The following is a 12,656-nucleotide window of genomic DNA, read 5'->3' on the forward strand; positions in this document are numbered from 1 at the left end:
TGCCTTCTGCGGTTCCAGACCAGCGTGCACCCGTCCGCGCGGTAACACCAGGGTCCGGAGCACTGGTGCGTGTCTGATGGGAAGAGGATGCGCTCGGCGGCCAATGCGTCAGGGCCGTAGCGTCGGAGCATGAGACTCTCCGCCGAGCACGCGCGTGAACGGTTCGCAGGCAGCCCGGTCGCAGTGCTCGGAACGTCCGGCGCGAACGGCGTTTCGCACCTCGTCCCGGTCACCTACCTGGTCTCGGGCAACAAGGTGTTCATTGCTGTGGACGGCAAGCCGAAGCGTACGCAAAACCTCAAGAGGCTGCGGAACATCGCCGAGAATCCGCAGGTCTGCCTGCTGGCGCAACGCTACGACGACGACTGGACCCGGCTGTGGTGGGCCCGCGCCGACGGCACGGCGCGCATCATCGAACCCGACGACGTGCCGTTCGGCGTGCTCGGCGCACTGACTGAGCGCTATCCCTGGTACCGCACGAACCCGCCGGACGGTCCGGTCATCGAGGTCACGGTGCACACGTGGTCCGGCTGGGCGTTCGCCGAAGGACCGCCCGCGCTGATGTAGTCGCAGGGACCGTGTACCGCACGGACCGCTTGGCAGGTGCACAGCGCCCGGCGAGCGGCATCATGGTGCTGTGCCCGAAGGCGACACGATCTGGCTTGCCGCACACCGGCTGCGCGAGGCGCTGGCCGGCGAGGTGCTGGTGAAATCCGACCTGCGCGTGCCACGGCTCGCGACGACCGACCTGCGCGGCCACCGGATCGACGAGGTCGTCGCGCGCGGCAAGCATCTGCTGTTCCGCATCGACAACGGCCTCACCCTGCACTCCCACCTGCGGATGGACGGCGCGTGGCAGATCTACCGCACCGGCGAGCGCTGGCGCGGCGGCCCCACCCACCAGATCCGCGCCGTGCTGGCCGCGCCCGATCGGACCGCGGTCGGCTACCGGCTGCCGGTGCTCGACCTGCTGCCGACGGCGCGTGAGGACACCGTGGTCGGGCACCTCGGCCCCGACCTGCTCGGACCGGACTGGGACCGGGAGGAGGCCGTGCGCCGGCTGCTCGCGGCCCCGGATCGGCCGATCGGCGAGGCGCTGCTCGATCAGCGCAACCTCGCCGGGATCGGCAACGTGTACAAGTCCGAGCTGTGTTTCCTGCGCGGCGTGACGCCCTGGACGCCCACAGCCGACGTCGCGGACCTCGGACGCATGGTCGACCTGGCGCAGCGGCTGCTCGACGCGAACAAGGCGCGCCACGGGCACATCACCACCGGTGACACCAGACGCGGCCGCACACATTGGGTGTACGGCCGCGACCATCAGCCATGCCTGCGCTGCGGTACCGCCATCCGGTTCGCGGAGCAGGGACCGGCGGGCGAGGCGCGTGTCACGTACTGGTGCCCGACCTGCCAGAAGGGCCCGGGACCGGACGGCGGCTAGTGCGCGACGTCGCTGACGCCGAAGATCCGCTCGATCTTCAGCCGGCACAACATCTCGCCCGGAACGGCATTGCGCCGCCCGTATTCCTCGGCGCGCTCAGCCGGCACGTAACGCGCCGCCAGCCGCGTCGTCCAGGCCAGCAGCTCCTTCGAGCCCGCGTCCATCGAGACTGCGCCGCGCACGACCACGAAGTGATACGGGTACTCGTCGACGTCCACGGTCAGCGCGGCGCGCGGATTGGCCCTTAGATGGCGCCCCTTCACCGTTCCCTCGTGGGTTGTGAAGACCAGTTCGTCGCCGTCCAACACGAACCAGATCGGCGCGACGTGCGGCGCACCGACGGCCGAGGCGGTCGCGAGCTTGCCGGTGCGGGTGCCGGTGGTCAGAAAGTCGAGCGCCTGCTCTCTTGTCATCTTCGCCATGGCCCAAGCCTTGCCGATCCCCGCCGTTACCGCAGCTCGTCTTTCCCGCCGTGTCCGTCCCTGCCCTCCCCACCCGGGTCCGGCAGCACGTTGACCTCCGCGTCCGCGAGCCGGTCCATGATGCCGGCCGCGATCCGCAGCACCTGCCGCTCGGTCTCGCTCAGCCCGCCGAGCGCGGCGGCCAGCCAGGCGTCCCGCTCGGCCATGTCGTCGGCCAGCGCGCGCAGTCCGGTCGCGGTCAGTTCGAGCACTGACTGGCGGCGGTCCCGCGGGCTGCTCGTGCGCGCGATCAGACCGGCCCGCTCCAGCTCCGCGAACACGCGGGTGAGCGACTGCGGGCGCTGATGCTCGACCGCGGCGATCCGGCCGGCCGTGGTGGGGCCGTTGCGGTACAGGTGGCTGAGCACGGCCAGTTTGTTGGTGCTCAGCGCGTCCGCGGAACGCTCGGTGCGCAGCCGCCGGGTCAGCCGGTTCGCCGCACGCCGGACCTCCGAGGCGGTTCCAAGCAGGGAGTCCGCATTAGCGCTGGCCATATTACTAAGCTATCACGTACTATCACAGGACAGTTTGCAGCTGCTCTTCCTGCGAGGGGGCGCGCGATGAGCGGAAGGTCGTACGCAATAGCTCACGATCCCGAGCTGCGGGCCGCGATCGTCGCGATCGTCGCCGTCCTGCTGAGCTTCGGCTCCGGACTGCTGCTGGAGAACGCCGCGCGGCTGAACGTGGACGCGCCGCTGATCGCCGTCGTGCTCGCGCTGACCCTGGCGCGGACGCAGCGCGGCGCCGATCTGCGCGGGCGGTTGACCGGCCTGATCGTGCTGCCGCTGGTCGCGGTCGCGGCAAGCGAGATCGGCAGCCTGATGCTGCATCACCCCAACTATGGCGACACGCTCTTCGCACTCGCCGTCAGCCTGTCGATCTGGCTGCGCAGATTCGGCCCGCGCGCTGCGAAGGCGGGGACGATCCTCGCGCTGCCGTTCATCGCCATCCTGGTCACTCCCGTCCCGTTGCCGCCGGGCCACGGCGCCACCGGCTGGTCTGCGGTCATCGCGCTGATCGCCTTTGTCTGCGTCTCCATCACCCAGCTCGCCGCGCATCGCCTCGGCTTTCTGCGCGAGCCTGGTCGCACCCGGCCGACATCCCAGCAGGCGGTGACCAGCCGTGACGGCGCGCAGCGTGATCAGCGCAAGCGGGTCATCCCCAGCACCCGCATGGCCGTGCAGATGGGTCTGGTTCTCGGCGCGGCTTTCGTCATCGGCCGCTTCGGGTTCACGCCGCACTGGACCTGGACGGTCATCACCGCCTTCGTCGTGTGCAGCGCGAACCGCGGTCGCGGCGACGTGGTGTACAAGAGCCTGCTGCGCCTCGCCGGCGCCGCCGGGGGCACGATCGCCGCGACCGCGCTGGCCAGCCTCTTCGGCCCGCACGACAACCGCTCGATCGTGCTGATCTTCGTGGTGCTCGCGCTCGCCAACTGGCTGCGGTCGTTCAGCTACGCCTACTGGGCCGGCTGTGTCACCTCGGTGCTCGCGCTGCTTCAAGGGTACTTCGGCGAGGTCCACCTCAGTCTGTTGGGCACCCGGCTGGAGGAGATTCTGGCCGGGGCGGTGATAGCGATCGCAGTGTCCTGGTTCGTGTTGCCGGTGCGGACGACGGACGTCGTGCGGCGGCGCGTCGCCGATGCCCTGATCACGCTGGGGGAGTTGCTTGCCGCACTGTGCGAAGACCCGTCAGTCCTCGAAGCGCTCGCCGTTCGCTTCGCCGGCAACCTGGCTCAGGTCCAGCAGGTTGCCACACCGCCCCGGGCGTATCGCGCGGCTGCGCGGCATGTTCGCCTCATGCAGCGTGGACGATTCGTCCAGCTCGCCGACGCGATCGATGCGGTACAGCGTTGTGCCGAACCGGTGCGACTCCTTGTCCAGAACGCTGGGGTAACCTCCGACGCCCGGCCAGCGCGCGGCACGAAGAGCTTGGTCGAGGAGATCCGGCGTAACGTCGCGACGGCGCGAGAAGTGCTCGCGACGTACCGCGTGCCCGCGCCTCGCGCTGAACCCGCGGCGGTTTCAGCCCGCTGACTTCGGCGCCGGGGCCCGGCGGATGTCCGGCTCCAGATAGATCACCCGGGCGATCGGCACCGCTTCGCGCACCCGGCGCTCCGCCGCGTCGATCGCCCGCGCCACCTCGAGCGCGGTGTCGTCGTGGTCGACCGCGATCTTCGCCGCCACCAGCAGCTCGTCCGGGCCCAGGTGCATCGTGCGCATGTGGATGACCGAGCTGACCACGGCGCCGTCCACCAGCGCCGCGCGGATCCGCCGCACGTCGTCCGGGCTCGCGCCCTCGCCGAGCAGCAGGCTCTTGGTCTCGATCCCGAGCACCGCCGCGGCCGTGCCGAGCAGCAGGCCGATCGCGAGCGTGGCGATCCCGTCCCAGACGCCGCTGTGCGTGGCCAGCGTCAGCAGCACCCCGAAGAACGCCAGGATCAGGCCGATCAGCGCGCCGAAGTCCTCCAGCAGCACCACCGGAAGCTCGGGCGCCTTCGCGTGCCGCACGAACTGCGACCAGCTCTGCGAGCCGCGCTCATGGTTCGACTCGGCGATCGCGGTCCGGAACGAGAAGCCCTCCGCGATCATGGCGAACACCAGCACGCCGATCGGCCAGGCCCAGTTCTCCAACGGGTGCGGGTGGCTGATCTTCTCCACGCCCTCGTACACCGCGAACAGCCCGCCGAGGCTGAACAGCACGATCGAGACCAGGAAGCCGTAGACGTACCGCTCGCGGCCGTAGCCGAAAGGGTGCTGCTCGGTGGCCTCGCGGTCCGCCCGCTTGCCGCCGACCAGCAGCAGCACCTGGTTGCCCGAGTCGGCGATCGAGTGGATGCCTTCGGCGAGCATCGAGGAGGAGCCGCTGAACCCGAAGGCGACCAGTTTCGAGGCCGCGATCGCCAGGTTCGCGCCCAGCGCGGTCACGATCGCCCTGCTGCCGCCAGCGGTACTCATCGCCGAATGTCACCCTGCCGTCGTCCGGTGTCGTCGTCCGGGCTACCCGGCCCGCTCGATGGCGGTCACCTTACCGGCTGCCGGCGGTGTGGATCACGGGCCGTCAGTTGCCGTTGCCGCCGCCGCCATTGCCACCGCCGTTGCCGAGGCCGTTCGCCACGGCGTCCGAGAGGTTCTGCAACTCGCCGTTCAACTGGTCCGCCGGGTCCTGGGCGATCTGGCCGTTGTCCAGGTCGTCGTTGATCTTCTGCTGGACGGCGGCGATCTTCTGCTGGACCGCCCGCCGCTGCCGGTTCCCGCCGCCGTTGTTCTGCGCGGCCGTGATCGCGTTCTCCAGGTCGCTGAGGGAGTTCTGCAGGTCCCGGCCGGCGTTCGGGTCGATCGTGTCCTGGCCCTGCGCGATGAAGCCGTCGATCTGGCCCTTCATGGCTTCGAGATAGCCGATCGGGTCGGCGGCCGGGTCGCCGAGCCCCGCGTTGACGTTCGCGGCCGGAGTCGTGGTGTCGGCGGGGGAGGGCGAAGCCGGGGTCGGCGACGCCGCGGGTGCGCTCGAGCCCGCCGCGCTCCGGCTCGCGGACGGCGGCGGATTCCCGGCCGTGTTGCTCGCGTTCTTGCCGTTCATGACCAGCGCGGTGATCCCGGCGGCGGCCGCGGCGACGAACAGCGCGCCGATCAGCAGTTTGAGTCCCGCGTCGGATCCACGGCGCCGACCTGAACCGCCGCCGGCGCGACCGCCGCTGCCGCTGCCGCCGATCGCGCCGGCTCCTGCTCGGCTCCGGCCAGGCAGCGTGCTCGGCTGCGTAGGCACGTCGAATGACGGCATCACCATGGTGCGTTCCGGCGTCGAGGGAACGTTCGCCATCGGCCGGGAGAGGAATGCGAACACGTCGGCCGCACTCGGGCGCTGCGTCGGATCCTTGGCCATGCAGCGCAGATACACATCGACGACGCCCTGCGGGATGCCCGGTACGTTAAGCGGTGGCGGCGGTGCGTATACGTGCCCTTCCGCTACCTGTGCGACGTTCGAGCTGTCGTAAGGCGGACGCCCGGTCAGGCACCAGTAGAGAACACAGCCGAGCGCGTACACGTCCGACGCGGGCACCGCTCCGCGCCCGGTTAGCTGCTCGGGCGCCATGCACGCGGGCGTGCCGATGGCCATGCTGCCGGTGAGGCTCGAATCGGTCGCGGCCAACGCGATGCCGAAGTCGAGCAGCTTCGCGCCGGCCGGGGTGAGCACCACATTGGCCGGCTTGACGTCGCGGTGCACGATCCCGGCCTCGTGCGCCGCCCGCAGCGCGTCGGCCAGGTGTGCGCACACGGTGACCGCGTCGGCGACCGGCATCGGGCCGACCCTCAGCCGCTCGGAGAGCGTGACGCCGTGCAGCAGTTCGGTCACCAGCACCGGCTGGACACTGCCGTCCGGCTGCACCTGCTCCAGATAGTCGAAGACGATCGTCACCCGGGGATGGGCCAGCCGGGCCAGCGCGAGCGCCTCGCGCCGCAGCCGCTCCCGCTCGGTCGGATCGGCGAGGGCGGAGCTGTGCAGCAGCTTGACCGCCACGGTCCGGTCCAGCGCGGTGTCTGCGGCCTCCCACACGGTCGCGCTGCTGCCCGCGCCGAGCGGCCGGACGAGGCGGTACCGATCGGCGATGAGGGTGCCCGGCATCGAGGGTGCGGGCGTCGCGGAGTCCATCCCGGGATTATCGCCTGTCCGGCGTAACGGTCTGGTGAAACCGCGCAAGCTTTGGCGACTCGTAAGATCCCGATCAGCTGAATTTACCGGGCGTGCGCGGTCGAACCGTCAGTTCACGAGCCCGTTGACGATCGTGTCCAGGCACATCTGGAGCATGGCGTTCTGCGCCGCCTTGTCGCCCAGATCGAGCGGGCCGTCCAGCAGGAGGGTGGCCAGGCCGTGCACCATCGCCCAGGCGGGGAGTTCGGCGTTGGCGCGGCGCTCCGGCCGCAGCAGACCCAGCTGCACGAGCAGATCGAGGCTCTCGCTCAGGATTTCGAACGCCCGGTAACGACGCAGATCTCTGACCGCAGGTACCGTACTGTCCGGTCCCGCGCCCTGCGGCTGCCCTTGCTCGCTGTTCTCCGTCTCAACCTGGTCATCTGCCTCATTGGCGGGCTGCTCAGTGTGGCAGAACGCGGTACGGAACAGACCGGGCTCCTCAAGCGCGAAGTGCAGATACGCAAAGCCCACTGCGGTAAGGCGGCGTAGCGCCTCGAAAGCCGGATCCGCCTCTGGCGTCGCGGCCTTAACACGGGCCTCCATGGCGTCAGCGAGTTCCTGCTGAGCGCGCAACTTCACCGCGTACAGCAGATCGTCGTGCCCTGCGAAGTGCCGATAGGCCGCCGCCGGGGACACGCCGACCTGCCGCGCCGCCTCGCGCAGCACCACGGCGTCGGGGCCGCCCTCACGAGCCAGTGCGACGCCTGCACGGGTCAGCGCGTTGGCCAGGTCGCCATGGTGGTAGCGCGCGCGCCCGGGCTCGTTGGCGGGCTCGGCGTTCGGACCTGCCTGGCCCCCGGCATGCGCGTTCATGCCCGCCATTATCACCTGCGTCCTCCGGGCCACCGACATGTTGACGCCGTTCACATTGGTCGATAGCGTGGCCTTACCTGCAAAGTGAACGTCGTACACATTGGTGCGTCAAGTGTGCGGTGTCCCCGCGCAGCGGACAACGGGCGACGACGAGACAAACCGGACGACTGCGCAGCAGTCGCACGGCAGTGACTTCAACAGCGGCGACTTCAGCAAGCAGTGACAGGCGAGCAGCGGCACAGGGGACTGGCGTTCCACCGATGGAGGGCGGACGGATGCTTCACCGGCTTGGCGATTTGATGTACCGGCGGGCACGACTCGTGCTGCTGGTGACGGGCATTTTGTTAGCAGCGGCGGCGGTGATCGGCGTCGGAGCTTTCGGAAAGCTGCAAGGCGGCGGCTTCGACGACCCGCACTCGGCGTCGACCAAGGCCGCCGACCAGATCAACGCGCGTTTCGGCGGCGAGGACAACCTGATCCTGCTCGTACGCGCGCAACACGGCACCGTCGACTCCGCCGACGTGCAGAGCGCCGGGCTGCAGCTGACCGACTCGCTCGCAGCACGTACCGTGACGATCGACCGCGTCACGTCTTACTGGACCACTCCGGCGCCGGCGCTGCGTTCCAAGGACGGCACGCAGGCGATGGTGCTGCTGCACGTCAAAGGCAGCGATCAGCAGGTCACCGACGGCGCCAAGAGCCTGATCGCCACATACGCGGCGCCCGGCGCGGGCATCGGCAGCTCGGCGATCTCGGTGCTGGCCGGCGGCGACGCGGCGATCAACGTGCAGGTTAACGCGCAGGTCGGCAAGAGCCTCGCGCTGGCCGAGGGAATCGCCGTGCCGCTCATCCTCATCCTGTTGATCTTCGCGTTCGGCAGCGTGGTCTCCGCGCTGCTGCCGCTGGCGATCGGCGGCATCGCGATCCTGGCGACCTTCGCCGAGCTGTTCATCCTCGGCTCGGTCACCAACGTCTCGATCTACGCGATCAGCCTGACCACCCAGCTCGGGCTCGGCCTCGGCATCGACTACGCGCTGCTGATGGTCAGCCGCTTCCGCGAGCAGCTCGCCGCCGGGCAGGACGTGCGTGACGCGGTCGTGCACACTACGGCCACGGCCGGTCGCACGGTCCTGTTCTCGGCGACCACCGTCGCCGTGGCGCTCACCGCGCTGCTCATCTTCCCGCAGTTCTTCCTCAAGTCCTTCGCGTTCGCGGGCATCGGCGTCGCGCTGATCGCCGCGGTCAGCACGGTCGTCGTCATCCCGGCGCTGCTCGCGCTCCTCGGGCACCGGGTCAACGCGGGCCGGCTGCGCTGGGCCGCATCAGGACGCGGAGACGCCTCGCCGCTGTGGGGCCGGATCGCGCGCGGCGTCACGCGCCGGCCGGTGCTCGCCGCGGTGCCGGTGCTGGCCGTGCTGCTGGTCGCCGCGTCCCCGTTGCTCGGTGTGACATTCGGCACGCCGGACCAGACCGTGTTGCGGCCGGGGATGTCCAGCCGGCAGGTCTCCGAGGCCGTCAGCGCGGACTTCTCCGGCGACACCGCGACGACGGTCAACGTGGTGACAGCCGGCCCGGTGGCATCCACGGCGGCGAACGCGGACTACGCACGTCAGCTCTCGACGTTGCCCGGCGTCGTCCGAGTCGACAGCAGCGTCGGCACCTTCGCCGCCGGGCGTAGCGCGCCGGGCGACCCGGGCAACGCGGCACTGGGAAACGCGGCGGCACAGCGGTACACGGTCGTCATCGCGCCCGACCCGACCTCCTCGGCCGCGCAGCAGCTCGTCGGCGACATCAGAGCACTGCCGGGGCCGGATCATGTCGGGACGTTGGTGGGCGGGCGCACCGCGGCGCTGGTCGACGCCAAGAGCTCGATCGGGTCGCACCTGCCGTGGGCGCTGCTCATCGTGGTGATCGCCACCTTCCTGCTGTTGTTCCTGTTCACCGGCAGCGTGATCCAGCCCCTCCGGGCCCTGGTCGTCAATGGTCTGAGCCTGTCGGCCGCGCTCGGCGTGATGACCTGGGTCTTCCAGGACGGCCATCTCACCTCCCTGCTGGCCGCCACGCCGCGGCCGATGGACACCTCGATGACAGTGCTCGCACTCTGCCTCGCGTTCGGCCTGTCGATGGACTACGAGGCCTTCCTCACCAGCCGTATCAAGGAGATGCACGATCAGGGCACGGATACGACCACCGCGGTCGTGCACGGCCTCGCCCGCACCGGACGGATCGTGTCCACGGCAGCCGGACTGCTCGCGGTCACCTTCTTCGCCTTCGGGACCAGCAGCGTCAGCTTCCTGCAGATGCTCGGGCTAGGCGCCGGACTCGCCGTGCTGCTTGACGCGACCCTGATACGCGGGGTGCTCGTGCCGTCGGTCACCGCGCTCGCCGGCGAGCGCATCTGGTACGCCCCGAGCTGGCTGCGCGCGGCGCATCGCCGCATCGGACTGAGCGAAGGACCAGTGACTGAACAACCGGACAGCCGCTACAGTCAACTGGCACACGCAGACAACGGTTAGTCGGTTAGTCGGTCTTCGAGGTCGGCCTGGACGCGGTCCGGCCGAGGCCGTCGGCTGGCGCGGAAGGGATCCGGGCCGATGAGCGACGAGCGCGGCTGGTATCAGGGCGGCGAGCACGGCGCCGGGGGCGACGACGGGTTGTCGGAGGCTTACCGGGAGTGGCAGCGCCAGCAGCAGCTGCAACGCCCCTGGGACCGGCAGCAGCCGTGGCAGCAGGAGGCCGGCGCCGAGCCCGCCGCGGGCTCCGGCGCGGGCGCCGAGGCGGCGGCCACACCGGAGGCCTCGGCGGACTCCTGGCTGCGGCCGAGCGTCGGCGGCCAGGCGAGCGTCGACCGCAGGAGCGAGCACGCCAGGCAGAGCCCTGACGCCCAGGGCTCCCACGCGTGGCGCGGGCCGACCCGGCAGGGCCCTGACGAACCGCGGCCGGACGCGGCGCAGCACCGGTCGGACTCGGCGCCGCGGCGGCCGGGCCCCGGACCCCGGCGGCCGGACGCGGCGCAGCAGGGTTCTGAGAGCTGGCTCGGCGGCAGCGCGCCCGAAGCCGGGGCGGCCTCCGGGCTGCCGAGCGGCATCGGCGTGCCGCGCGAGGACGACTTCCGGCCGGTCTACCGGCGCGAGGAGACCCCCGAACCGCCGCGCCCGCAGCCCAGCCGCGTGCAGCCGGCCCTGCCGTCCACGGCCTTCCAACCGCAGCAGCCGCATCCGGGGCCGGGTGCGATGTCCGCGCCGAACCCGATGCAGCCGGTGCCGCCGCACGGTCAAGCGCCGTCGCCGCAGCTGACGCCGCCGCGCCCGCCACAACCGCAGTCGGCCCCCGGACACGGATACCTGCCGCGGCAGGCGCGTCCGCACGCCGCGTTGCCGCCGGGGCCCTCCCCCTCGGCCTCGCCCACGCCCTCGCCGACCGGCACGCCGCCGCCCTCCGGACCGTCCTCGCCGACGTCGTCGTTCCCGCCGCAGGCGCCGGTCCCGCCGCAGGCCCAACCGCGATTAGACGGACCGCCGCTGCCGACCAGGGCGCGGCACGGCGGAGCGCCCGACAGCGCCGAAGCGGATCGCGCACCGCAGCCTGACTTCGGCGACCTGCCCACCGGCGCCGATCTGCCCCGCATCTCCGATCCGACCAGGCGCGGCCGCGGCGACAGCGGCCAGTTCAAGACCGGCCAGTTCGACGCGGGCGCGTCCGGCACGGGTCAATTCGCTTCAGGTCAGTTCGCTTCAGGTCAGTTCGCTTCCGGACAGTTCGATCGCTCGCAGTTCGAGCCGAAGCCGTTCGAACCGAACGCCTTCGCTCCGAATCCCGCGGACACCGGTCAGCACGCCACGAGCCAGTTCGACCGCAGCCAGTTCGATCGGAGCCAGTTCGACCGGAGCCAGTTCGATCGCAGACCGGGCGACTCCGGACAGCAGCCCACCGGACCGCGCCCAACCGGTCAGGGGCCCACCGATCAGGGGCCCACCAGCCAGTTCGATCCGGACCGGTTCGATTCCGGCCAGTACCCGACCCGCGGCGGCGAGTACTTCGACTCGGGTCAGCACCGCACCGCGCAATTCGGCGGCCCCGCGTTCGAAGCCCCGCCCCGCCCCGACGCCGCACGACCTGACGGCCAGCGCCCCGACCCGTTCCGTCCCGAGACTTCGCGTCCTGAGCCGCCCCGCACGGAAGGCCTGCGCCCGGGCCAGCCACGGCCCGACGGCCCACGACCGGGTCAGTACCCTGCTGGAGGCACCCGCCCCGGCGACTCGCGCAGCGACATCCCCGCGGCGCCCTTCGCGCCCTCGTCCGGCCCCTCCTCGTCCCCGCCGCCGCCTGCCGGCTCGCGTCCGTCGGGCTCCGGCCCGCAGCGACCGGGTGCGACCGGATCCGACGCGTGGCCCGGCACCAGGTCGCCGTCCGGCGGCCTGCCCACATCCGCGACCGACGAGCCGTCCACCGGGTCGATACCCCGCCAGTCGCGGCTTGAGGCCGGCCGCGCCGCCCGCGCCGAGGGCCGCACGAACCGCGACATCGACCTCGACGACGAGGAAAGCCCACGCGGCCGCTCCGCCCACGGCCGCAGCTCGCACGGCGGCGGCACCGGCAGAGGCGAGCACGGCGGCAACAACGGCGGCGCGGGCGGCAACCGGAAGCTGATGATCATCGGCGGCACGGTCGGCGTCGTGGTGCTCGCGCTGATCGCCTACTTCGTCACCCGGCCGTCCGGGAATTCCGGCAGCGGCGCGGTCGCCGACCCGACCTCCGCCTCTCAGGGCCCGATGAACCAGACCACGACCACCCCGGACGCGGGCGCCATGGCCTCCGCCGGCGCGACGAACGGCGCGATGACCAACGGATCGGCCTCGCCGTCCGCCTCGGCCACCGCACCCGGGACGACCGGGGCGGCCGCCGTCGACATCGCGCGGGTCCACGCCGCCGTGTTCAACGCCAGCGGCGTCAGCCAGCGCGCCTCGATGATCAAGGCCGCGCTGGTGAAGGACGGCTTCGTGCTCGCCACCGTCGGCGGCAACATGACGAAGACCACCGCGACGAAGATCTTCTACCCGTCCACCCGCGCCGACTCGGCCGCGGCCGTGGCCAAGGCGCTCGCCATCCCGACCGCCAACCTGACGCAGTCGAACACCTACACCGAGGTCACCGTCGTCATCGGCACCGACTGGACGACCGGCGACACGTACCCGGCAGGCTGACCCGCCCGAATCGCCACGAAAACCAATCAGGTCTCTGTGTCCCGT

10 protein-coding genes are annotated in these 12,656 nt (G+C 71.1%); 5 read left to right on the plus strand and 5 right to left on the minus strand.

Translation table 11 applies throughout. The features are described from left to right. Positions 1-129 precede the first annotated feature (129 nt). Together VFB40_RS04300 and VFB40_RS04305 are read left to right on the plus strand one after the other, a co-directional pair. A complete protein-coding gene (locus tag VFB40_RS04300; RefSeq protein WP_324847954.1) occupies positions 130-567 on the plus strand; it encodes a TIGR03668 family PPOX class F420-dependent oxidoreductase in 438 nt (145 codons plus the stop codon). A gap of 70 nt (positions 568-637) precedes the next feature. After that, the gene (locus tag VFB40_RS04305; protein ID WP_324847955.1) at positions 638-1,441 is read left to right on the plus strand and encodes an Fpg/Nei family DNA glycosylase; all 804 of its coding nucleotides are present in this window, start codon (positions 638-640) and stop codon (positions 1,439-1,441) included. Here the strand turns inward: VFB40_RS04305 and VFB40_RS04310 are convergent. Further along, positions 1,438-1,863 carry a PPOX class F420-dependent oxidoreductase gene (locus VFB40_RS04310; RefSeq protein WP_324847956.1) on the minus strand — a complete coding sequence of 142 codons (426 nt, stop codon included), beginning with the start codon at positions 1,861-1,863 and terminating at the stop codon, positions 1,438-1,440. The genes VFB40_RS04305 and VFB40_RS04310 overlap by 4 nt on opposite strands. A gap of 26 nt (positions 1,864-1,889) precedes the next feature. Continuing rightward, positions 1,890-2,396 (minus strand): MarR family winged helix-turn-helix transcriptional regulator, encoded by a 507-nt coding sequence (locus VFB40_RS04315; protein WP_324847957.1) that lies wholly within the window; start codon positions 2,394-2,396, stop codon positions 1,890-1,892. A 189-nt stretch (positions 2,397-2,585) separates the two neighbouring features. On the opposite strand from VFB40_RS04315, the gene VFB40_RS04320 reads away from it, so the two are divergent. Continuing rightward, complete coding sequence (locus VFB40_RS04320; RefSeq protein ID WP_324847958.1) at positions 2,586-3,938, plus strand: FUSC family protein; 1,353 nt, start codon at positions 2,586-2,588, stop codon at positions 3,936-3,938. Here the strand turns inward: VFB40_RS04320 and VFB40_RS04325 are convergent. From VFB40_RS04325 to VFB40_RS04335, 3 genes are all read right to left on the minus strand, one after another. Beyond that, positions 3,927-4,859 carry a cation diffusion facilitator family transporter gene (locus VFB40_RS04325; RefSeq protein ID WP_324847959.1) on the minus strand — a complete coding sequence of 311 codons (933 nt, stop codon included), beginning with the start codon at positions 4,857-4,859 and terminating at the stop codon, positions 3,927-3,929. The two genes, VFB40_RS04320 and VFB40_RS04325, sit on opposite strands and share 12 nt — an antisense overlap. A 103-nt stretch (positions 4,860-4,962) precedes the next feature. After that, positions 4,963-6,552, minus strand: a complete 1,590-nt coding sequence (locus VFB40_RS04330) for a serine/threonine-protein kinase (protein ID WP_324847960.1) — start codon at positions 6,550-6,552, stop codon at positions 4,963-4,965. A 108-nt stretch (positions 6,553-6,660) separates the two neighbouring features. Beyond that, positions 6,661-7,506: a TetR/AcrR family transcriptional regulator gene (locus VFB40_RS04335; protein WP_324847961.1), complete on the minus strand. Its 846-nt coding sequence runs from the start codon at positions 7,504-7,506 to the stop codon at positions 6,661-6,663. Between the two features lie 176 nt (positions 7,507-7,682). On the opposite strand from VFB40_RS04335, the gene VFB40_RS04340 reads away from it, so the two are divergent. Both VFB40_RS04340 and VFB40_RS04345 read left to right on the plus strand, forming a co-directional pair. Continuing rightward, positions 7,683-9,923, plus strand: a complete 2,241-nt coding sequence (locus tag VFB40_RS04340) for an MMPL family transporter (RefSeq protein ID WP_324847962.1) — start codon at positions 7,683-7,685, stop codon at positions 9,921-9,923. A 78-nt stretch (positions 9,924-10,001) separates the two neighbouring features. Then, complete coding sequence (locus VFB40_RS04345; RefSeq protein ID WP_324847963.1) at positions 10,002-12,611, plus strand: LytR C-terminal domain-containing protein; 2,610 nt, start codon at positions 10,002-10,004, stop codon at positions 12,609-12,611. Positions 12,612-12,656 lie beyond the last annotated feature (45 nt).

It is taken from the genome of Actinocrinis sp. (assembly GCF_035650855.1).
Taxonomy (GTDB): domain Bacteria; phylum Actinomycetota; class Actinomycetes; order Streptomycetales; family Catenulisporaceae; genus Actinocrinis.